Annotated in this window: 33 protein-coding genes; all 33 read left to right on the top strand. The window is 40.1% G+C overall.

Features of this window, described 5'->3' with window-relative positions:
- The first annotated feature begins 305 nt into the window (after positions 1 to 305).
- Positions 306 to 680 carry a 30S ribosomal protein S12 gene (rpsL, locus tag E4661_RS01545; RefSeq protein WP_013305196.1) on the top strand — a complete coding sequence of 125 codons (375 nt, stop codon included), beginning with the start codon at positions 306 to 308 and terminating at the stop codon, positions 678 to 680.
- Between the two features lie 20 nt (positions 681 to 700).
- Positions 701 to 1177: a 30S ribosomal protein S7 gene (rpsG, locus tag E4661_RS01540; protein WP_136465052.1), complete on the top strand. Its 477-nt coding sequence runs from the start codon at positions 701 to 703 to the stop codon at positions 1175 to 1177.
- A gap of 8 nt (positions 1178 to 1185) precedes the next feature.
- Positions 1186 to 3312 carry an elongation factor G gene (gene fusA / locus E4661_RS01535; RefSeq protein ID WP_136465051.1) on the top strand — a complete coding sequence of 709 codons (2127 nt, stop codon included), beginning with the start codon at positions 1186 to 1188 and terminating at the stop codon, positions 3310 to 3312.
- Positions 3313 to 3324: 12 nt separating this feature from the next.
- Positions 3325 to 3630, top strand: coding sequence for a 30S ribosomal protein S10 (rpsJ, locus tag E4661_RS01530; protein ID WP_007094989.1), 306 nt, complete (start codon positions 3325 to 3327; stop codon positions 3628 to 3630).
- Positions 3631 to 3790: 160 nt separating this feature from the next.
- A complete protein-coding gene (gene rplC, locus E4661_RS01525) occupies positions 3791 to 4408 on the top strand; it encodes a 50S ribosomal protein L3 (protein WP_136465050.1) in 618 nt (205 codons plus the stop codon).
- Positions 4408 to 5037, top strand: coding sequence for a 50S ribosomal protein L4 (gene rplD / locus E4661_RS01520; protein WP_136465049.1), 630 nt, complete (start codon positions 4408 to 4410; stop codon positions 5035 to 5037). Before rplC ends, rplD begins: the two co-directional genes overlap by 1 nt.
- A gap of 7 nt (positions 5038 to 5044) precedes the next feature.
- Entirely contained in the window at positions 5045 to 5335 is a 291-nt protein-coding gene (gene rplW / locus E4661_RS01515; protein ID WP_136465048.1) for a 50S ribosomal protein L23, read from the top strand.
- A 9-nt stretch (positions 5336 to 5344) separates the two neighbouring features.
- Positions 5345 to 6169 (top strand): 50S ribosomal protein L2, encoded by an 825-nt coding sequence (gene rplB / locus E4661_RS01510; protein WP_136465047.1) that lies wholly within the window; start codon positions 5345 to 5347, stop codon positions 6167 to 6169.
- 11 nt (positions 6170 to 6180) lie between these two features.
- Complete coding sequence (rpsS, locus tag E4661_RS01505; RefSeq protein WP_136465046.1) at positions 6181 to 6459, top strand: 30S ribosomal protein S19; 279 nt, start codon at positions 6181 to 6183, stop codon at positions 6457 to 6459.
- A 7-nt stretch (positions 6460 to 6466) separates the two neighbouring features.
- A complete protein-coding gene (gene rplV, locus E4661_RS01500) occupies positions 6467 to 6874 on the top strand; it encodes a 50S ribosomal protein L22 (RefSeq protein ID WP_073181014.1) in 408 nt (135 codons plus the stop codon).
- A gap of 9 nt (positions 6875 to 6883) precedes the next feature.
- Positions 6884 to 7600: a 30S ribosomal protein S3 gene (rpsC, locus tag E4661_RS01495; protein ID WP_136465045.1), complete on the top strand. Its 717-nt coding sequence runs from the start codon at positions 6884 to 6886 to the stop codon at positions 7598 to 7600.
- Positions 7601 to 7620: 20 nt separating this feature from the next.
- Positions 7621 to 8040, top strand: coding sequence for a 50S ribosomal protein L16 (gene rplP / locus E4661_RS01490; protein WP_136465044.1), 420 nt, complete (start codon positions 7621 to 7623; stop codon positions 8038 to 8040).
- 19 nt (positions 8041 to 8059) lie between these two features.
- Complete coding sequence (rpmC, locus tag E4661_RS01485; protein ID WP_136465043.1) at positions 8060 to 8251, top strand: 50S ribosomal protein L29; 192 nt, start codon at positions 8060 to 8062, stop codon at positions 8249 to 8251.
- A 13-nt stretch (positions 8252 to 8264) separates the two neighbouring features.
- On the top strand, positions 8265 to 8525 hold the full coding sequence (rpsQ, locus tag E4661_RS01480; RefSeq protein ID WP_136465042.1) for a 30S ribosomal protein S17: 261 nt from the start codon (positions 8265 to 8267) through the stop codon (positions 8523 to 8525).
- A gap of 2 nt (positions 8526 to 8527) precedes the next feature.
- On the top strand, positions 8528 to 8896 hold the full coding sequence (rplN, locus tag E4661_RS01475) for a 50S ribosomal protein L14 (RefSeq protein WP_136465041.1): 369 nt from the start codon (positions 8528 to 8530) through the stop codon (positions 8894 to 8896).
- A gap of 16 nt (positions 8897 to 8912) precedes the next feature.
- Positions 8913 to 9224 (top strand): 50S ribosomal protein L24, encoded by a 312-nt coding sequence (gene rplX, locus E4661_RS01470; RefSeq protein ID WP_136465040.1) that lies wholly within the window; start codon positions 8913 to 8915, stop codon positions 9222 to 9224.
- A 2-nt stretch (positions 9225 to 9226) separates the two neighbouring features.
- Positions 9227 to 9778, top strand: coding sequence for a 50S ribosomal protein L5 (gene rplE / locus E4661_RS01465; protein WP_136465039.1), 552 nt, complete (start codon positions 9227 to 9229; stop codon positions 9776 to 9778).
- Between the two features lies 1 nt (position 9779).
- Entirely contained in the window at positions 9780 to 10049 is a 270-nt protein-coding gene (gene rpsN, locus E4661_RS01460; protein ID WP_073180998.1) for a 30S ribosomal protein S14, read from the top strand.
- 17 nt (positions 10050 to 10066) lie between these two features.
- Complete coding sequence (gene rpsH, locus E4661_RS01455) at positions 10067 to 10465, top strand: 30S ribosomal protein S8 (protein ID WP_136465038.1); 399 nt, start codon at positions 10067 to 10069, stop codon at positions 10463 to 10465.
- Between the two features lie 18 nt (positions 10466 to 10483).
- A complete protein-coding gene (gene rplF / locus E4661_RS01450) occupies positions 10484 to 11026 on the top strand; it encodes a 50S ribosomal protein L6 (RefSeq protein WP_136465037.1) in 543 nt (180 codons plus the stop codon).
- Between the two features lie 11 nt (positions 11027 to 11037).
- Entirely contained in the window at positions 11038 to 11391 is a 354-nt protein-coding gene (rplR, locus tag E4661_RS01445) for a 50S ribosomal protein L18 (RefSeq protein WP_136465036.1), read from the top strand.
- 7 nt (positions 11392 to 11398) lie between these two features.
- On the top strand, positions 11399 to 11923 hold the full coding sequence (gene rpsE / locus E4661_RS01440; protein ID WP_136465035.1) for a 30S ribosomal protein S5: 525 nt from the start codon (positions 11399 to 11401) through the stop codon (positions 11921 to 11923).
- A 12-nt stretch (positions 11924 to 11935) separates the two neighbouring features.
- Positions 11936 to 12115: a 50S ribosomal protein L30 gene (gene rpmD / locus E4661_RS01435; RefSeq protein WP_136465034.1), complete on the top strand. Its 180-nt coding sequence runs from the start codon at positions 11936 to 11938 to the stop codon at positions 12113 to 12115.
- A 13-nt stretch (positions 12116 to 12128) separates the two neighbouring features.
- Positions 12129 to 12581, top strand: a complete 453-nt coding sequence (rplO, locus tag E4661_RS01430; RefSeq protein WP_136465033.1) for a 50S ribosomal protein L15 — start codon at positions 12129 to 12131, stop codon at positions 12579 to 12581.
- A 13-nt stretch (positions 12582 to 12594) separates the two neighbouring features.
- Entirely contained in the window at positions 12595 to 13938 is a 1344-nt protein-coding gene (gene secY, locus E4661_RS01425; RefSeq protein ID WP_136465032.1) for a preprotein translocase subunit SecY, read from the top strand.
- A gap of 92 nt (positions 13939 to 14030) precedes the next feature.
- Positions 14031 to 14246 (top strand): translation initiation factor IF-1, encoded by a 216-nt coding sequence (gene infA / locus E4661_RS01420; RefSeq protein ID WP_014031991.1) that lies wholly within the window; start codon positions 14031 to 14033, stop codon positions 14244 to 14246.
- 4 nt (positions 14247 to 14250) lie between these two features.
- On the top strand, positions 14251 to 14367 hold the full coding sequence (gene ykgO, locus E4661_RS01415) for a type B 50S ribosomal protein L36 (RefSeq protein ID WP_013621733.1): 117 nt from the start codon (positions 14251 to 14253) through the stop codon (positions 14365 to 14367).
- Between the two features lie 2 nt (positions 14368 to 14369).
- Positions 14370 to 14744: a 30S ribosomal protein S13 gene (rpsM, locus tag E4661_RS01410; protein ID WP_136465031.1), complete on the top strand. Its 375-nt coding sequence runs from the start codon at positions 14370 to 14372 to the stop codon at positions 14742 to 14744.
- 137 nt (positions 14745 to 14881) lie between these two features.
- Positions 14882 to 15274, top strand: coding sequence for a 30S ribosomal protein S11 (rpsK, locus tag E4661_RS01405; RefSeq protein WP_136465030.1), 393 nt, complete (start codon positions 14882 to 14884; stop codon positions 15272 to 15274).
- Between the two features lie 100 nt (positions 15275 to 15374).
- Positions 15375 to 15980, top strand: a complete 606-nt coding sequence (gene rpsD / locus E4661_RS01400) for a 30S ribosomal protein S4 (RefSeq protein ID WP_136465029.1) — start codon at positions 15375 to 15377, stop codon at positions 15978 to 15980.
- Positions 15981 to 15999: 19 nt separating this feature from the next.
- Positions 16000 to 16992, top strand: coding sequence for a DNA-directed RNA polymerase subunit alpha (locus E4661_RS01395; protein ID WP_136465028.1), 993 nt, complete (start codon positions 16000 to 16002; stop codon positions 16990 to 16992).
- A gap of 61 nt (positions 16993 to 17053) precedes the next feature.
- Complete coding sequence (gene rplQ / locus E4661_RS01390) at positions 17054 to 17560, top strand: 50S ribosomal protein L17 (protein ID WP_136465027.1); 507 nt, start codon at positions 17054 to 17056, stop codon at positions 17558 to 17560.
- Between the two features lie 95 nt (positions 17561 to 17655).
- Positions 17656 to 18768 (top strand): glutamine-hydrolyzing carbamoyl-phosphate synthase small subunit, encoded by a 1113-nt coding sequence (gene carA / locus E4661_RS01385; protein WP_136465026.1) that lies wholly within the window; start codon positions 17656 to 17658, stop codon positions 18766 to 18768.
- The last annotated feature ends 2 nt before the right edge of the window (positions 18769 to 18770 follow it).

Here is an 18770-nt window from a genome sequence, read left to right as displayed (position 1 = left end):
TGCAACTTTTTAACAATTATGGTCTTTTTTCTACTCAAGAATCACAAAAAGAAATACAAATGATTGAATTTTCTGCAGGAAAAGGTTTAATTACAGAGTGTTAAGTAAATGTTATTGTAAATGTCAGGGAATTTCGGGTGATTTAATACCTTATATATATAATAGGCATCGTTTCAATGATTATGATTGATGGTTGGGTATTTTATCATATGGAAAAATATTTTTGACTGCATTTGAATTATTCCGAATAATCACTACATTTGCAGCCCTCAAAATGAGGGTTATTTTATTTAACAGAAATTTTAATGCCAACAATTTCACAATTAGTACGAAAAGGAAGAGCCACGATTACCAAGAAGAGTAAATCGGCTGCTTTGGATTCGTGTCCTCAAAGAAGAGGGGTTTGTACGCGTGTTTATACTACTACGCCTAAGAAACCAAACTCTGCAATGCGTAAAGTTGCAAGGGTGAGGCTTACCAATGGTAAAGAGGTGAACGCATACATCCCTGGTGAAGGTCACAATCTCCAAGAGCACTCGATAGTATTGGTTAGAGGTGGGAGAGTTAAGGATTTACCAGGTGTTAGATACCACATCGTTCGCGGTGCGTTGGATACAGCCGGTGTTGCCGGAAGAACACAACGACGATCTAAATATGGTGCAAAACGTCCTAAGAAGTAATTAACTTTTAACAAGAAGTAATGAGAAAAAGACAGGCAAAGAAAAGGCCATTATTGCCAGATCCAAAATTCAACGATCAGTTGGTGACACGTTTCGTCAATATGATGATGTGGGATGGTAAGAAATCAGTTGCTTTCAAAATCTTCTATGATGCAATTGATATCGTTGATGAAAAAAACAACGATGAGGAGAAGACTGCTTTGGAACTATGGAAAGATGCACTTTCCAATGTAATGCCACATGTTGAGGTGAGAAGTAGAAGAGTGGGTGGTGCTACATTTCAGATTCCCATGCAGATTCGTCCTGACAGAAAGATTTCAACCGCAATGAAATGGTTGATCAGCTACGCAAGAAAGCGTAATGAGAAATCCATGGCACAAAAGCTGGCTGCTGAAATTTTGGCTGCTGCAAAAGAAGAAGGTGCTGCAGTGAAGAAAAGAGTTGATACACACAAAATGGCTGAGGCCAATAAAGCGTTCTCACACTTTAGATTCTAGTTCATAAAATGGGAAGAGATTTAAAATATACAAGGAATATAGGTATTGCAGCTCACATTGATGCTGGAAAAACTACTACTACTGAGCGTATTCTTTTTTATACAGGTGTGAGTCACAAGATTGGTGAAGTGCACGATGGTGCAGCTACTATGGACTGGATGGAGCAAGAGCAAGAGCGTGGTATTACCATTACTTCTGCCGCTACAACCTGTACTTGGCAGTTTCCAACTGAAAATGGTCAGCCAACCTCAGATGCAAAAGGATATCACTTTAATATTATTGATACTCCTGGACACGTTGACTTTACCGTTGAGGTAAACCGTTCGTTGCGTGTTTTGGATGGTTTGGTGTTCTTGTTCAGTGCGGTTGATGGTGTTGAGCCTCAATCTGAAACGAACTGGAGATTGGCCGATAACTATAAAGTACCTCGAATTGGTTTTGTGAACAAGATGGACCGTCAAGGTTCCAACTTCTTGAATGTGTGCAAGCAGGTTCGCGAAATGTTGGGGTCCAATGCGGTGCCGATTGTTTTGCCAATTGGTGAGGAAGCTGATTTTAAAGGTATCGTTGACCTTGCAAAGAACAGAGCTATTGTATGGCATGATGAGAACTTTGGTTCTACATTCGATGTTATCGACATTCCTGCTGAAATGCAAGATGAGGTAAAAGAATACAGAGCTGCATTGATTGAAGCAGTGGCTGAATATGATGAGGAGTTGATGGAAAAATTCTTCGAGGATGAAGATTCTATCACTGAAGAAGAAGTTCATGCTGCATTAAGAGCTGCTGTTATGGATAGGGCTATCATTCCTATGGTTTGTGGTTCTTCTTTCAAAAACAAAGGAGTTCAGTTCTTGTTGGATGCCGTTTGTCGTTACTTGCCATCCCCTGTAGATAAGGATGATATTGTAGGTACCGATCCAAATACTGGAAATGAGATTACGAGAAAACCGGATCCAAAAGAACCATTTTCTGCTTTAGCATTTAAAATTGCTACAGATCCATTTGTAGGTCGATTGGCTTTCTTTAGAGCATATTCAGGTCGTTTGGATGCTGGTTCTTATATCTTGAACAATCGTTCAGGTAAAAAGGAGCGTATCTCCCGTATTTATCAGATGCACTCTAACAAGCAAAATGCAATTGAGTATATAGAAGCTGGAGATATAGGTGCAGCAGTTGGATTTAAGGATATTAAGACTGGCGATACCATGTCTTCGGAGAAACATCCAATTATATTGGAAAGTATGGATTTCCCTGATCCTGTAATTGGTATTGCTGTTGAGCCTAAAACTAAGGCTGATGTGGATAAATTGGGTATGTCTTTGGCAAAATTGGCTGAAGAAGATCCTACTTTCCAGGTGAAAACAGACGAGGCTTCGGGTCAGACCATTATTTCTGGTATGGGCGAGCTTCATTTGGATATTATTGTTGACCGTTTACGTCGTGAGTTTAAAGTTGAAGTAAACCAGGGCCAACCTCAAGTTGAGTACAAAGAAGCGATCACTCAATCCGCTGATCATAGAGAAGTCTATAAAAAGCAGTCTGGTGGTCGTGGTAAGTTTGCGGATATTGTCTTTACCATGGAGCCTGCTGATGAGGAAGTGGTAGGATTAGAATTCGTGAATACTATTAAAGGAGGTAATATTCCTAAAGAATATATCCCGTCTGTTGAAAAAGGATTTAAAGAGGCTATGAAAAATGGTCCTTTGGCTGGATTTGAGATGGATAGTATGAAGGTTACTTTGAAGGATGGTTCTTTCCACCCAGTGGATTCGGATTCACTATCCTTTGAGTTGGCTGCAAAAATGGGATACAAAGCTGCTGCAAAATCTGCAAGGTCGGTATTGATGGAACCAATCATGAAAATTGAGGTATTAACCCCTGAAGAAAACATGGGTGATATTGTTGGTGACCTTAACAGGCGTAGAGGAACCATAAGCGATATGAGTGATAGAGCCGGTTCTAAAGTGGTAAAAGGTGAAGTGCCTTTATCTGAAATGTTTGGTTATGTTACCTCATTAAGAACATTGTCATCTGGTAGAGCTACTTCAACCATGGAATTTTCACATTATGCGGAAACTCCTACCAATATTGCAGAGGAAGTTATTAAATCAGTAAAAGGAGTAACCGCTTAATTTTTCAGCAAGATGAGTCAAAAAATTAGAATAAAGCTTAAATCTTATGATCACAATTTAGTGGATAAATCTGCTGAGAAAATTGTGAAAACAGTTAAGACAACAGGTGCTGTGGTAACCGGACCAATTCCGTTGCCAACGCATAAAAAGATATTTACAGTTTTGCGTTCACCGCACGTGAACAAGAAATCAAGAGAGCAATTTCAGTTAAGTTCATACAAGAGATTACTTGATATTTACAGTTCTTCTTCAAAAACTATTGATGCTTTAATGAAATTAGAGCTCCCAAGTGGTGTAGAAGTCGAAATAAAAGTGTAGATTTGCACGCCTTTTGAAGAAAAAGGTGAACATGTCCGGAGCTGCGTGCGAAGGAAAAACGGGAAAAAGAAAAATATCTGGGTCACAGAATCTTTTCTTTGACCCAATTTTTTTGCCAAGCAATTGGCTTTTAAAAATGAATAATTAATAAATAATAAATATGTCTGGGTTAATAGGTAGAAAAATCGGCATGACCAGCATCTTCGACGAGAATGGAAAAAATGTTCCATGTACCGTTATTGAAGCTGGACCATGTGTGGTTACCCAAGTCAGAACCGAAGAGGTAGACGGGTACAGTGCCCTTCAACTAGGTTTCGATGACAAGGCAGAAAAACGTGCAAACAAGGCTGAATTGGGCCATGTTAAAAAAGCAGGTGCTTCTCCAAAGAAGAAAGTCGTTGAATTCCGTGATTTTGAAGGAGAATACAAATTGGGAGACACCGTTGGTGCCGATCTTTTTGTAGAAGGTGAATTTGTTGATGTAATTGGTACATCAAAAGGAAAAGGATTCCAAGGAGTTGTTAAGCGACATGGTTTTGCTGGAGTTGGTCAAGCTACGCACGGTCAACATAACAGATTAAGGGCTCCTGGTTCCATTGGTGCGGCATCTTATCCTGCCCGAGTTTTCAAAGGAATGAAAATGGCCGGTAGAATGGGTGGTGATAGAGTAACAGTTCAAAACTTGAGAGTGTTGAAAGTGGTACCTGAGAAAAACCTTATTGTTGTTAAGGGTTGCGTTCCAGGTCACAAAAATGCTTACGTAACAATTGAGAAGTAATGAAGGTTGCAGTTTTAGATATCAAAGGAAAAGATACAGGAAGAAAGGTTGACCTTTCTAAAGATGTATTCGGAATAGAGCCAAATGAGCATGCTATTTACTTAGATGTGAAGCAATATTTGGCACATCAAAGACAGGGTAACCATAAAGCTAAAGAAAGAGCTGAAATTACTGGTAGTACCCGTAAGATCAAAAAGCAAAAAGGTACTGGTACTGCTAGAGCAGGTAGTATCAAGTCTCCTGTTTTTAGAGGTGGTGGTAGAATCTTCGGTCCAAGACCAAGAGATTACCAACAAAAATTGAACAAGAATGTCAAGCGTTTGGCTCGTAAATCAGCCTTGACATTGAAGTCAAAAGAAAAAGCTATCACTGTGGTTGAAGACTTCAATTTTGAAGCTCCAAAAACCAAGGACTTTGTTGCCTTTTTAGCTTCCTTGGGCCTTGAAAATAAAAAGTCTCTAGTGGTATTGAGTGGCTCAAATAATAATATATATTTGTCGTCGCGCAATTTGGAGCGTTCTGAAGTTGTAACAAGTTCAGAGTTAAATACTTACAAAATAGTTAACGCTAAAAGTTTGGTATTGACCGAGAGTGCTTTGGAAGGAATAGAATCAAACCTTAAGAAATAAGAATATCATGAGTGTGTTGATAAAACCAATCATTACGGAAAAAATGACCGCAGATAGCGAGCTTTTCAATCGTTATGGTTTCTACGTTGACCCAGAGGCTAACAAGCTTCAAATCAAAGAGGCGGTTGAGGCTACTTATGGTGTATCTGTAGAAAAGGTGAGAACCATGAACTATGGTCCAAGTCGTAGGAGTCGTTATACAAAAACAGGTATCCAACACGGAAAGACAAATGCTTTGAAAAAGGCTATTGTTGATGTTGCGGAAGGTGATATTATTGATTTTTACAGTAATCTATAAAGACGAGAAATGTCAGTTAGAAAATTAAAACCGATAACCCCTGGACAGCGTTTTAGAGTAGTAAACGGATTTGACGCGATTACTACTGATAAGCCGGAAAAAAGCTTGCTTGCTCCGTTAAAAAAGTCAGGTGGTAGGAACAGTCAAGGAAAAATGACCGTACGCCATAGAGGTGGGGGTCATAAAAGAAGATATCGAATCATCGATTTCAAAAGGGATAAGCAGGGTGTTGATGCCAAAGTGGTTTCTATCCAGTATGATCCTAATAGAACTGCATTTATCGCCTTGGTAGAGTACAAGGATGGTGAAAAAAGATATGTAGTTGCCCAAAATGGTTTGCAGGTAGGTCAGAAGATTTCTTCTGGTTCCAAAGCTGCTCCAGAAATTGGAAATGCGCTTCCATTGAGCGAGATTCCGTTGGGAACTATTATTTCTTGTATCGAACTAAGACCTGGTCAAGGTGCGGTAATGGCACGTAGTGCTGGTACTTTTGCCCAGTTGATGGCTAAGGACGGAAAATTTGTTACCATCAAATTGCCATCTGGTGAGACTAGGTTGATTTTGGCCAATTGTTTGGCAACCGTTGGTGCGGTTTCCAACTCTGACCACCAATTGTTGGTATCTGGTAAAGCAGGTAGAAGCAGATGGTTGGGCAGAAGACCAAGAACTAGACCAGTAGCTATGAACCCTGTTGATCACCCAATGGGTGGTGGTGAAGGAAGAGCTTCTGGAGGTCACCCAAGATCTAAGAACGGAATTCCTGCTAAAGGATTCAGAACACGTTCTAAGACAAAAGATACCAATAGATATATCATAGAACGTAGAAAGAAATAAAAGAAAAGTAAATGGCACGTTCATTAAAAAAAGGACCTTACGTTCATTATAGTCTGGAAAAGAAAGTCCAGAACAATATAGAATCAGGTAAGAAAACGGTTATCAAAACATGGTCAAGAGCCTCTATGATAACTCCGGATTTCGTAGGACAAACCATCGCGGTGCACAACGGGAGACAATTTGTTCCTGTGTATGTGACGGAAAACATGGTAGGTCACAAGCTTGGTGAATTTTCACCTACACGATCTTTTAGAGGTCATGCAGGAGCTAAAAACAAAGGTAAAAAGTAAGTAAGCTATGGGAGTTCGTAAAAGACAAATGGCCGAAAGGTTAAAAGAAGAGAAAAAGCAGCTTGCTATCGCCAAGTTGAACAACTGCCCAACCTCACCTAGAAAAATGCGTTTGGTCGCTGATTTGGTAAGAGGAAAGCAGATTGAAATGGCATTAGCTATTTTAAGGTTCAACCCAAAGGAAGCTTCCAGAAAGCTTGAAAAACTGCTACTTTCTGCAATTGCTAACTGGGAAGCCAAGAATGAAGATGCAAGTATTGAAGATGCTGACCTTTACATCAAGGAAATTCGTGTGGATGGTGGAACTATGTTGAAAAGACTTCGTCCTGCACCACAAGGAAGAGCACACAGAATTAGAAAACGTTCCAACCATGTGACCATGATTTTGGAATCTAACAACAACGTTCAAAGCTAGAGATAAGATATGGGACAGAAGACCAATCCGATAGGAAATCGCTTAGGAATTATCAGAGGATGGGAATCCAACTGGTACGGAGGAAATGATTACGGCGATAAACTTGCTGAGGACGATAAAATAAGAAAGTATGTCCATGCGCGTTTGGCAAAAGCTAGCGTGTCAAGGGTCATCATAGAGAGAACCTTGAAATTGATTACCATTACGATTACCACGGCTAGACCTGGTATTATTATCGGTAAAGGTGGTCAAGAGGTGGATAAGCTTAAAGAAGAGCTTAAAAAAATCACCAACAAAGAGGTTCAGATCAATATCCATGAAATCAAGAGACCTGAATTGGATGCCAATTTGGTTGCTGCAAGTGTTGCAAGACAGATTGAGAGCAGAATTTCATACCGTAGAGCCATTAAAATGGCGATTGCAGCTGCAATTCGTATGAATGCCGAAGGTATCAAGATTCAGATTTCAGGACGTTTGAACGGAGCTGAGATGGCACGTTCAGAATCTTACAAAGAAGGAAGGATTCCATTATCAACTTTCCGGGCAGATGTAGATTACGCTTTGGTTGAGGCCCATACTACCTATGGAAGATTGGGAATCAAAGTGTGGATTATGAAAGGTGAAGTTTACGGGAAAAGAGAACTTTCTCCATTGGTAGGATTGTCCAAGAGTCAAGGAAAAGGCGACAAACGTGATGGTAAAAAACCACAACGTCGTAGAAAATAATAAGATAAAGAAAAGGTAAGATGTTACAGCCGAAAAGAACAAAATTTCGTAAAGCCCAAAAGGGACGTATGAAAGGAAACTCCCAGAGAGGTCACCAACTTTCCAATGGAATGTTCGGTATCAAATCTTTGGATTCCCACTTCATTACTTCCCGTCAAATTGAGGCTGCGCGTATTGCTGCGACAAGGTACATGAAAAGGCAGGGTCAATTGTGGATTAAAATTTTCCCAGACAAGCCTATCACCAAGAAACCTCTTGAAGTACGTATGGGTAAAGGTAAGGGTGCTCCAGAATATTGGGTGGCCGTTGTCAAGCCTGGAAGGATTATGTTCGAGGTGGCCGGTGTTCCGCACGACATAGCCAAAGAGGCATTGCGTTTGGCGGCACAGAAGTTGCCGGTTAAAACCAAGTTTATCGTAGCTAGGGATTATTCCGCTTAATTTTTAATTGGAAAGAAAGATGAAACAATCAGAGATAAAAGAACTTTCAATTGAAGAGCTAAAGGAAAAGTTGGCCGATTTGAAAAAGCAACACGCGGATTTAAAAATGGCGCATTCAGTTACTCCTTTGGAAAACCCTCTGCAGATCAAAAAGACTAGGAGGACAGTAGCAAGACTTGCAACAGAATTAACAAAAAGGGAATTACAATAATTGGTTTTGCCTTATGGAAGATAAAAGAAACTTAAGAAAAGAAAGAATAGGCGTTGTTACCAGCAGCAAAATGGAGAAATCCATTGTGGTTGCAGAGGTAAAGCGAGTAAAGCACCCGATGTACGGTAAGTTCGTTTTAAAGACCAAGAAGTATGTTGCCCATGATGAAAAGAATGATTGCAACGAAGGTGATACCGTTAAAATAATGGAAACCCGACCATTGAGTAAGACAAAGTGCTGGAGATTGGTTGAAATCCTTGAAAGAGCTAAATAATTATGGTACAGCAAGAATCACGATTAAAAGTAGCGGACAACACAGGTGCAAAAGAAGTTTTGACCATCCGTGTACTTGGAGGAACAAGAAGAAGATATGCTTCTTTGGGAGATAAAATTGTAGTAACCGTTAAGGAAGCTGCCCCTAACGGAACGGTAAAAAAAGGTTCAGTTTCCACTGCTGTCGTAGTGAGAACTAAAAAAGAGGTAAGAAGACCTGATGGTTCTTACATCCGTTTCGACGACAATGCTTGCGTATTGTTGAACCCAACTGGAGAGATGAGAGGAACTAGGGTTTTTGGACCAGTTGCAAGAGAACTTAGGGACAAGCAGTTCATGAAGATTGTTTCATTAGCTCCAGAGGTGCTTTAAAAGAAATATCAGAAAGATGAAGTTGAAAATCAAAACAGGAGATACAGTAAGAGTGATCGCAGGAGACCATAAAGGTTCCGAAGGCAAGGTTCTTAATGTAGATCGTGAAAAGAACAAAGCTATCGTGGAAGGTGTCAACACTGTTTCAAAACACGAAAAGCCAAGTGCAAAGAACCCGCAAGGGGGAATTGTAAAAAAAGAAGCTCCCATCCATATCTCCAATCTTTCGTTGATTGATCCAAAATCTGGTGATGCCACAAGAGTTGGATATGAAGTAAGAGATGGAAAGAAAGTAAGGATCGCCAAAAAATCCAAAGAAGTAATTTAGTTATGAGTTACATTCCAAGATTAAAGCAAGAGTATAAGGAACGCGTGATAAAGGCGCTGTCCGAGGAGTTTGGTTACAAGAATGTAATGCAGGTTCCTAAATTGGAAAAAATAGTGGTTAGCCGTGGAGTTGGTGCTGCAGTTTCTGATAAGAAGCTTATTGACCATGCTGTTGAAGAATTGTCCAACATTACTGGTCAGAAGGCAGTGGCCACACTTTCCAAAAAAGATGTTGCTTCCTTTAAATTGAGAAAAGGAATGCCTATCGGTGCAAAAGTAACCTTAAGAGGTGAGCGTATGTATGAGTTCTTGGACAGGTTGATTACTTCAGCTCTTCCAAGGGTACGTGACTTTCAGGGAGTAAAAGCTAACGGTTTTGATGGCCGTGGTAATTACAACCTTGGTGTTACCGAGCAGATTATCTTCCCAGAAATCAATATTGACAAGATCAATAGGATTAACGGAATGGATATCACTTTCGTTACTTCGGCACAGACCGATAAAGAAGCAAAATCATTGTTAACCGAACTGGGAGTACCCTTTAAAAAGAACTAATATGGCTAAGGAATCAATGAAAGCCCGTGAGGTAAAAAGGGCAAAAATGGTTGCAAAATATGCTGAGAAGAGAAAAGCTTTAAAAGAAGCTGGTGATTACGAAGCGTTGCAAAAGCTTCCAAAGAATGCATCTCCTGTGCGTATGCGCAATCGTTGCAAATTGACTGGAAGACCAAGAGGGTACATGAGAACCTTTGGTATCTCAAGGGTAACTTTTAGGGAAATGGCCAATCAAGGCTTGATTCCAGGTGTTAAAAAAGCAAGTTGGTAAACCGATAAAGTAGAAAAATGCTAACAGATCCAATTTCAGATTATTTGACCAGAATTAGAAATGCCAGTAGGGCAGGTCATAGGGTGGTTAACGTACCAGGTTCAAACCTTAAAAAGCAGATGACCAAAATATTGTTCGATCAAGGATATATTTTGAGTTACAAGTTTGAAGAAGATACGGTTCAAGGAAACATCAAAATCGCCTTGAAGTATGACAAGTTTACCAAAGAGCCGGTGATTAAAAAATTGCAAAGGGTAAGTAAGCCTGGATTGCGTAAGTATGCTGGTTCAGAAGATTTGCCAAGAGTTCTTAACGGCTTGGGTATTGCAATAGTATCAACATCCCATGGGGTGATGACCAGCAAGCAGGCCAAACAAGAAAACGTAGGTGGCGAAGTATTGTGCTACGTTTATTAATGTTGAAAAGAAAAGAAAATGTCTAGAATAGGTAACAATCCAATTACAATTCCCGAAGGTGTCACTGTAGAGGTGAACGAGAATGTAGTTACCGTAAAAGGTAAGTTGGGAGAGCTTTCCCAAGAATTCTCAGGAATTGAGGTAAAAGTAGAGGATGGAAGCGTTCAGCTTACAAGACCTTCAGATTCCAAGGAACACAAAGCCAAGCATGGTCTATATCGTGCATTGATCGCCAATATGGCATCAGGAGTTTCCAAAGGATGGACCAAGGAATTGGAATTGGTAGGGGTAGGATACAGAGCAAGTAACCAAGGGCAAAAATTGGATTTGGCTTTAGGTTTCTCTCACAATATAGTGATGGATATTGCTCCAGAAGTAAAGATTGAGACGATTTCCGAAAAAGGAAAGAACCCAATCGTTAAATTGACATCTCATGACAAACAATTGGTAGGTCAGGTGGCCGCAAAGATTAGAGGTTTCCGTAAGCCAGAACCTTACAAAGGAAAAGGTGTCAAGTTTGTTGGAGAACAATTAAGAAGAAAAGCAGGTAAATCAGCATAATTAGTAATACGATGGGATTATCTAAGACTGAAAGAAGATTACGAATCAGAAGAAGAATACGCAAGATTTCTTCTGGTACTGAAGCAAGACCAAGATTGTCTGTTTTCAGAAGTAATAAAGAAATATACGCTCAATTGATTGATGATGACAAAGGGGTTACCTTGGCTGCAGCATCATCAAGAGATAAGGATTTGGATGCCAAAGGCACCAAAAGTGAGACAGCCAACCTGGTTGGAAAAACTATAGCCGAAAAAGCACTGAAACTTGGTGTGGAGACTGTAGCTTTCGATAGAGGGGGGAACCTTTATCACGGAAGAGTAAAATCATTGGCTGAAGGAGCACGCGAAGCAGGACTAAAATTCTAAATAAACTATGTACCAGAAATACAAAAACGTAGAGATAGTTAAGCCAGGTGGACTGGAGTTGAAGGATCGTTTGGTAGGTGTCCAAAGGGTTACAAAGGTTACCAAAGGTGGTAGAGCGTTCGGATTTTCAGCAATCGTTGTTGTTGGAGATGAGAACGGTGTTGTTGGTCATGGTTTAGGAAAATCCAAAGAAGTTGCCACGGCTATTGCCAAGGCCATTGAGGATGCCAAAAAGAACTTGGTTCGCATTCCTTTGAACAAGGGAACACTTCCACACGAGCAAAAAGGAAAGTACGGAGGAGCAAGAGTATTCATTAAGCCTGCTTCACATGGTACCGGAGTTATTGCTGGTGGTGCGGTAAGAGCGGTATTGGAAGCTGTTGGTGTGCACGATGTATTGTCAAAATCACAAGGTTCTTCCAACCCTCATAATGTGGTAAAAGCTACTTTTGATGCGCTTTTGCAATTGAGAGATGCAAGTACGGTGGCCAAACAAAGAGGTATCTCTTTGGAAAAAGTCTTTAAGGGATAAATAAAGGATATTATGTCAAAGATTAAGGTTAAACAAGAAAAGAGCGCTATCAAAAGGCCACAAAACCAAAAGAGAACTTTGGAAGCCCTTGGGTTGCGTAAGATTGGGCATGTTGTTGAGCACGAAGCAACGCCTAATATCCTTGGAATGATAAATAAGGTAAAACACTTGGTTTCCACTGAGGAAGCTTAAAATATAACGGTACATGGATTTACATAATCTTAAACCAGCAGAAGGCGCTGTAAACAGAGACGGGAAACGTTTAGGAAGAGGTCAGGCCTCTGGTAAAGGTGGAACGGCTGCAAGAGGTCATAAAGGTGCCAAGTCCAGATCTGGATACTCCAAGAAAATTGGTTTCGAAGGTGGTCAAATGCCTTTGCAACGTAGAGTTCCCAAGTTTGGATTCAAAAACATCAACAGAAAAGAATACCAAGGCATCAATTTGAGCAAATTGCAAGAGCTGGTAGATAAGGGTATTGTAAAGAAAGAAGTAACTTTGCAAACTTTGGTGGAGAACCGATTGGCCCACAAAAACGACTTGGTGAAAATTTTAGGTGATGGCGAATTAAAGGCCGCCCTAAAAATATCTGTACATAAATTTACTGCTTCTGCAAAAGCAGCAATCGAAGCAGCAGGAGGCGAAGCAATAAGTTTATAAGGAAAAATAAGGCATGAAGAAATTTATTGAGACCATATCAAATATTTGGAAGATTGAAGAGCTAAGGCAACGAATCATTATTACCTTGGGTCTGCTATTGGTGTATCGTTTTGGTGCCCAGATAGTACTTCCGGGAATTGACTCTTCTCAATTGGCAAGTTTTGCTGATACCGCTGGTGAGGGTATATTGGGTCTCTTAAATGCATTTACTGGAGGAGCTTTCGCAAATGCTTCTGTATTTGCTCTGGGGATTATGCCTTATATCTCGGCTTCCATTGTAGTACAGTTGATGGGAATTGCTATTCCTTATCTGCAGAAACTACAAAAAGAGGGAGAAAGTGGTAGAAAGACCATCAACCAGATAACACGTTGGTTGACTATTGCCATCTGTATCGTTCAAGCACCGGCCTATTTATTTGGTTTGGGAGCGTTGGGTGTGCCGGATAGTGCTTTTGTATTGGGAAAAGGCTTGGATTTTATTGTACCAGCTGTGATCATTTTGGTAACGGGTTGTGTGTTTGCCATGTGGTTGGGAGAGAAGATTACTGACAAAGGAATAGGAAATGGTATTTCGCTTTTGATTATGATTGGTATCATCGCTACAATGCCGCAATACTTTGTTCAAGAATTTATCTCAAGAACAACAAACAATACCGGTGGTATCATGTTTATGTTGATTGAGGTAATCATTTGGTTCTTGGTCATCTTGGCGAGTGTGCTATTGGTAATGGCAGTGCGTCAGATTCCAGTGCAATACGCTAGAAGAACAGCTTCTGGAGGTTATGAAAAGAATGTAATGGGATCAAGACAGTACATCCCATTGAAGTTGAATGCCTCTGGTGTAATGCCAATCATCTTTGCACAAGCAATTATGTTTGCCCCAAGTTTGTTGGGTAAAACCTTTAACAATACGGCTGTTGGTCAATGGATGGAAGTACAATTTGCGGACATCTTTGGTTTGGCATACAACATATTGTTTGGAGTGTTGATCATCATATTCACATATTTCTATACCGCTATCACCGTTCCTACGAACAAAATGGCCGATGATTTAAAAAGAAGTGGTGGTTTCATTCCTGGAATCAGACCTGGTAAAGAAACTGGGGACTATTTGGATAAAATAATGTCATTGATCACCTTGCCTGGTTCAGTTTTCTTGGCGCTATTGGCGGTTTTACCTGCAGTTGTGGTGAAGTTGATGGATGTGCAAGCGGGTTGGGCATTGTTTTATGGAGGAACGTCACTATTGATTATGGTTGGCGTAGCTATTGACACCGTACAACAGGTAAATTCCTATTTGCTGAACAGACATTACGATGGTTTGATGAAAACCGGTAAAAATAGAAAAGTAGCATAAAAAAGAAGTTAGAAGCTAGAAGTTAGATGTTAGACTTGTGATTCGAAAAAGCTTTAACTGATAACTGATAACTGAAAACTAATAACTGAAATATGGCAAAACAGCCAGCAATAGAACAAGACGGAACTATAATCGAAGCATTGTCAAACGCAATGTTTCGAGTTGAATTAGAGAATGGTCATGTTGTTACGGCACATATCTCTGGAAAAATGCGTATGCACTATATCAAATTACTTCCAGGGGACAAGGTGAAACTTGAAATGAGCCCATACGATTTAACAAAAGCAAGAATTACTTACAGATACTAATACGATGAAAGTAAGAGCATCAATAAAGAAGAGAAGCGCCGAATGCAAGATAGTTCGCAGAAAAGGCAGATTATACGTAATCAACAAAAAGAATCCTAGATTTAAACAAAGACAAGGGTAATTATGGCAAGAATTGCAGGTGTAGATATACCTAAACAAAAGCGTGGAGTTATTTCACTTACCTACATTTACGGAATTGGTAAAAGTAGGGCCCAAGAGATTTTGGAAAAAGCCCAGGTAAGTGAGGATACCAAAGTTTCAGATTGGAATGACGATGAAATAGGAAGAATCCGTGAGGCAGTTTCCGCTTTCACTATTGAAGGTGAACTTCGCTCAGAAACGCAGTTGAACATCAAGCGATTGATGGATATCGGTTGTTACCGTGGAATTCGTCACAGATCTGGGTTGCCGCTAAGAGGTCAACGTACCAAGAACAACTCTAGGACAAGAAAAGGAAAGAGAAAAACAGTTGCAAACAAAAAGAAAGCAACTAAATAATAATTAATAGTAGTCATTAGTATTTAGACGTTAGAAGAATCTGTTTGAAATGTAAAAGTCTAGGATTCCAATAACTAAGAATCTAACACCGCGTGCCGCTGAAGCTTTAGCGGAGGCGCAACTAAAAACTAAAAAATATGGCAAAGGCAAGTACTAAAACAACAAAGAAGCGCAAAGTAGTAGTAGAATCCACTGGGGAGGCGCACGTTGTAGCTTCTTTCAATAACATCATTATTTCTTTGACCAACAAAAAGGGAGATGTGATCTCTTGGTCATCTGCTGGAAAAATGGGCTTTAGAGGTTCTAAAAAGAACACTCCTTATGCTGCTCAGGTTGCTGCAGAAGATTGTGCCAAAGTGGCACACGAAGCAGGTCTTAGAAAAGTAAAGGTTTATGTAAAGGGACCGGGAAATGGTAGAGAATCTGCCATTCGTTCTATCCACAATGCAGGCATTGAGGTTACGGAAATCGTAGATGTTACACCGTTACCACACAACGGTTGTAGACCTCCTAAAAGAAGAAGAGTTTAATTAATATCATATGGCCCATAAGGGTCTTCACCCGAAGGTGCAACGGAGATTATCGAAGGATAAGCCTTAATTCATAATCGCACTTTCAAAACAAAAGAAGATGGCAAGATACACAGGACCAACATCAAAAATCGCTAGAAAGTTTGGAGAAGCGATATTCGGAGACGATAAAGCCTTCGAAAAGAAAAGTTATCCTCCGGGACAACACGGAAACAACAGACGCCGTGGTAAAAAGTCTGAATACGCAATCCAGTTGATGGAGAAGCAAAAAGCCAAGTATACCTATGGTATTTTGGAAAGACAATTTAGAAACCTTTTTGACAAGGCCAACCGTAGCAAGGGAGTAACAGGTGAGGTGCTACTTCAATTATGTGAATCACGTTTGGATAATGTTGTGTACAGAATGGGAATTTCCCCATCAAGAAGAGGTGCACGTCAGTTGGTTTCCCACAGACACATTACAGTGAACGGTGAAATCGTAAATATACCCTCATATTCTCTTAAAGCCGGTGACGTTGTTGCTGTTAGGGAAAAATCAAAATCTGTTCAAGCCATAAACGATTCATTGGCGAACAACAGCAGTGTTTACGAATGGATTACTTGGAATTCGGAAAAGAAAGAGGGTACATACGTAACTATACCTGAGAGATTGCAGATTCCTGAGAATATCAAGGAACAATTAATAGTCGAGTTATACTCAAAATAAAATCAACATTAATCCAATTATGGCATTACTTAATTTTCAGAAGCCCGATAAAGTTATAATGATCGATTCAACAGATTTCGAAGGGAAATTTGAATTTCGCCCTTTGGAACCTGGTTATGGATTAACAGTTGGGAACGCACTGAGAAGAGTACTACTTTCCTCCTTGGAAGGTTTTGCGATTACTTCTGTGCGTATCGACGGAGTTGAACATGAGTTTTCTGTTATTCCTGGCGTTGTTGAAGACGTAACGGAAATGATTTTGAACCTAAAGCAGGTTCGTTTCAAAAGACAGATTGATGATGTAGAGAGCGAGACAGTATCTGTTTCAGTAAGCGGAAAAGAACAATTGACCGCAGGAGATTTCCAAAAGTTCATTTCAGGATACCAAGTGCTGAACCCAGATTTGGTAATCTGCAATATGGACCCAAAAGTGAGCATCAACTTGGAGATCATCATTGAAAAAGGACGTGGATATGTTCCAGCCGAGGAAAACAAAAAATCCAATGCACCTTTGGGCAGCATTGCGGTTGATTCTGTTTACACTCCGGTTAAGAACGTAAAATATAGCATCGAAAACTTTAGGGTAGAACAAAAGACTGATTACGAAAAATTGGTTTTCGAAATCGTTACTGACGGTTCTATCCACCCAAAAGATGCTTTAACCGAAGCTGCTAAAGTTTTGATTCACCACTTTATGTTGTTCTCTGATGAGCGTATCACCCTTGAGGCTGATGAAATTGCTCAAACTGAGACTTACGATGAGGAATCATTGCACATGCGTCAGTTGTTGAAGACCAAATTGGTAGACATGGATTTGTCTGTAAGGGCATTGAACTGTCTTAAAGCTGCCGAAGTGGATACTTTGGGAGATTTGGTTTCCTTCAACAAGAACGATTTGATGAAGTTCAGAAACTTTGGTAAAAAATCCTTGACCGAATTGGAAGAGTTGGTAATCAACAAAGGCCTTCAATTTGGAATGGATTTGTCAAAATACAAACTGGACAAGGATTAATTAATCATATTTTGCTCCCCGAAATATAACGGGTTTGGTAGCAAGATGATAAAACAATAACATGAGACACGGAAAGAAATTTAATCACTTAGGAAGAACAGCTGCCCACAGAAAGGCAATGTTGGCCAACATGGCTTGTTCCTTAATAGAGCATAAACGAATCAACACTACGGTTGCCAAGGCCAAAGCTTTGAAGCAGTTTGTTGAGCCGTTGATTACAAAGTCAAAGACCGAGAACAATCAAACAGCCGAAAAAGGTTCGCACAACAGAAGAATCGTTTTCAGTAAACTTAGAAATAAGGAAGCAATTACTGAGCTTTTTGGTGCTGTAGCGGAGAAGGTTGGTGATAGACCGGGAGGGTATACTCGAATCATTAAGTTGGGTAACCGTTTGGGAGATAACGCCGATATGGCAATGATCGAATTGGTCGATTTCAACGAATTGTACAACGCTGGTAAAAAACCTGCCAAGAAAACTACAAGAAGAAGTAGAAGAGGAGGCGGTAAAAAAGTGGAGGCAGCGGCGCCAGTTGCTGAAACGGTAAAAGCTGACGATTCAGAAGAATAAAAGATGTTAATTACTATTGTATTAGTGGAAAAAGGATAAGTGAAAACTTATCCTTTTTTTATGTTTTTTTGTCAAACCGAAATTAAAAAATCGCAATGAAGTATCAATCTAAGAAAAGGGCTCTAGTACTGTTGGCAGACGGCACTATTTTCTACGGCAAGGCCGTGGGTGATAAAGAGGGAACTGCTGTGGGAGAAGTATGTTTCAACACCGGAATGACCGGGTATCAGGAAATTTTTACTGATCCATCTTACTTTGGACAAATAATGGTGGCTACAAACGCCCATATCGGGAACTATGGCACGAACTCCGAAGAAGTTGAATCCGATTCCATTAAAATAGCTGGACTCATTGTAAAGAATTTCAGCTATGAATATTCCAGGCCAAATGCAGATATGAGCCTTCAAGAGTTCTTGGATAAAAATAACCTTTTTGCCATATCTGATGTAGATACCAGGGCATTGGTGAGCTACATTCGGGATAATGGAGCGATGAACGCTTTGATTTCAACCCGAGTTGATGAAATAGATGCTCTTAAAGAGGAGTTGAAGAAAGTGCCCAGTATGGAAGGCCTTGAGCTCGCATCAAAGGTATCAGCCAAAGAACCTTACTATTTTGGGGAGGAGAATGCTGAATTCAAGATTTCAGCCTTGGATATTGGAATCAAAAAGAATATCCTTAGAAACTTGGCCAAAAGAGGAGCTTACATAAAAGTGTTTCCATACAACACCTCTTTTAAAGAGATGAAGGAGTGGAATCCTGATGGTTATTTCATTTCCAACGGACCTGGTGACCCAGAACCATTGACAGATGCAATTGCTGCAGCTAAGGAGATGATAACTTCAGATAAACCCCTGTTTGGAATTTGTTTGGGCCACCAAGTACTGGCTTTGGCCAATGGGGTATCAACCTATAAAATGCACAACGGACACAGAGGAATCAACCACCCCATTCTCAATTTGGTTACCGGAAAAGGTGAAATTACTTCCCAGAACCACGGGTTTGCTGTAAATAGGGAAGAAACGGAGGCTAATTCGGAATTGGAAATTACCCACTTGCATTTGAACGATGACACCGTAGCTGGAATAAAAATGAAAGGGAAGGAAGTGTTCTCGGTTCAATACCATCCAGAAGCAAGTCCAGGGCCTAATGACGCAGATTATTTGTTCGACCAATTTTTCGACGCTATCAAAACTGGAAAGAACTAAAT

The organism is Flagellimonas onchidii (genome assembly GCF_004804315.1).
In the GTDB taxonomy this organism is placed as follows: Bacteria; Bacteroidota; Bacteroidia; order Flavobacteriales; family Flavobacteriaceae; genus Flagellimonas; species Flagellimonas onchidii.
Note: the sequence above shows the minus strand (reverse complement) of the source record. Positions and strands in the feature narration are given on the sequence as shown.

Coding starts and splice junctions, on each gene's coding strand:
- rpsL (WP_013305196.1), top strand. CDS start 306: ATGCCAACAATTTCACAATTAGTACGAAAAGGAAGAGCCACGATTACC.
- rpsG (WP_136465052.1), top strand. CDS start 701: ATGAGAAAAAGACAGGCAAAGAAAAGGCCATTATTGCCAGATCCAAAA.
- fusA (WP_136465051.1), top strand. CDS start 1,186: ATGGGAAGAGATTTAAAATATACAAGGAATATAGGTATTGCAGCTCAC.
- rpsJ (WP_007094989.1), top strand. CDS start 3,325: ATGAGTCAAAAAATTAGAATAAAGCTTAAATCTTATGATCACAATTTA.
- rplC (WP_136465050.1), top strand. CDS start 3,791: ATGTCTGGGTTAATAGGTAGAAAAATCGGCATGACCAGCATCTTCGAC.
- rplD (WP_136465049.1), top strand. CDS start 4,408: ATGAAGGTTGCAGTTTTAGATATCAAAGGAAAAGATACAGGAAGAAAG.
- rplW (WP_136465048.1), top strand. CDS start 5,045: ATGAGTGTGTTGATAAAACCAATCATTACGGAAAAAATGACCGCAGAT.
- rplB (WP_136465047.1), top strand. CDS start 5,345: ATGTCAGTTAGAAAATTAAAACCGATAACCCCTGGACAGCGTTTTAGA.
- rpsS (WP_136465046.1), top strand. CDS start 6,181: ATGGCACGTTCATTAAAAAAAGGACCTTACGTTCATTATAGTCTGGAA.
- rplV (WP_073181014.1), top strand. CDS start 6,467: ATGGGAGTTCGTAAAAGACAAATGGCCGAAAGGTTAAAAGAAGAGAAA.
- rpsC (WP_136465045.1), top strand. CDS start 6,884: ATGGGACAGAAGACCAATCCGATAGGAAATCGCTTAGGAATTATCAGA.
- rplP (WP_136465044.1), top strand. CDS start 7,621: ATGTTACAGCCGAAAAGAACAAAATTTCGTAAAGCCCAAAAGGGACGT.
- rpmC (WP_136465043.1), top strand. CDS start 8,060: ATGAAACAATCAGAGATAAAAGAACTTTCAATTGAAGAGCTAAAGGAA.
- rpsQ (WP_136465042.1), top strand. CDS start 8,265: ATGGAAGATAAAAGAAACTTAAGAAAAGAAAGAATAGGCGTTGTTACC.
- rplN (WP_136465041.1), top strand. CDS start 8,528: ATGGTACAGCAAGAATCACGATTAAAAGTAGCGGACAACACAGGTGCA.
- rplX (WP_136465040.1), top strand. CDS start 8,913: ATGAAGTTGAAAATCAAAACAGGAGATACAGTAAGAGTGATCGCAGGA.
- rplE (WP_136465039.1), top strand. CDS start 9,227: ATGAGTTACATTCCAAGATTAAAGCAAGAGTATAAGGAACGCGTGATA.
- rpsN (WP_073180998.1), top strand. CDS start 9,780: ATGGCTAAGGAATCAATGAAAGCCCGTGAGGTAAAAAGGGCAAAAATG.
- rpsH (WP_136465038.1), top strand. CDS start 10,067: ATGCTAACAGATCCAATTTCAGATTATTTGACCAGAATTAGAAATGCC.
- rplF (WP_136465037.1), top strand. CDS start 10,484: ATGTCTAGAATAGGTAACAATCCAATTACAATTCCCGAAGGTGTCACT.
- rplR (WP_136465036.1), top strand. CDS start 11,038: ATGGGATTATCTAAGACTGAAAGAAGATTACGAATCAGAAGAAGAATA.
- rpsE (WP_136465035.1), top strand. CDS start 11,399: ATGTACCAGAAATACAAAAACGTAGAGATAGTTAAGCCAGGTGGACTG.
- rpmD (WP_136465034.1), top strand. CDS start 11,936: ATGTCAAAGATTAAGGTTAAACAAGAAAAGAGCGCTATCAAAAGGCCA.
- rplO (WP_136465033.1), top strand. CDS start 12,129: ATGGATTTACATAATCTTAAACCAGCAGAAGGCGCTGTAAACAGAGAC.
- secY (WP_136465032.1), top strand. CDS start 12,595: ATGAAGAAATTTATTGAGACCATATCAAATATTTGGAAGATTGAAGAG.
- infA (WP_014031991.1), top strand. CDS start 14,031: ATGGCAAAACAGCCAGCAATAGAACAAGACGGAACTATAATCGAAGCA.
- ykgO (WP_013621733.1), top strand. CDS start 14,251: ATGAAAGTAAGAGCATCAATAAAGAAGAGAAGCGCCGAATGCAAGATA.
- rpsM (WP_136465031.1), top strand. CDS start 14,370: ATGGCAAGAATTGCAGGTGTAGATATACCTAAACAAAAGCGTGGAGTT.
- rpsK (WP_136465030.1), top strand. CDS start 14,882: ATGGCAAAGGCAAGTACTAAAACAACAAAGAAGCGCAAAGTAGTAGTA.
- rpsD (WP_136465029.1), top strand. CDS start 15,375: ATGGCAAGATACACAGGACCAACATCAAAAATCGCTAGAAAGTTTGGA.
- E4661_RS01395 (WP_136465028.1), top strand. CDS start 16,000: ATGGCATTACTTAATTTTCAGAAGCCCGATAAAGTTATAATGATCGAT.
- rplQ (WP_136465027.1), top strand. CDS start 17,054: ATGAGACACGGAAAGAAATTTAATCACTTAGGAAGAACAGCTGCCCAC.
- carA (WP_136465026.1), top strand. CDS start 17,656: ATGAAGTATCAATCTAAGAAAAGGGCTCTAGTACTGTTGGCAGACGGC.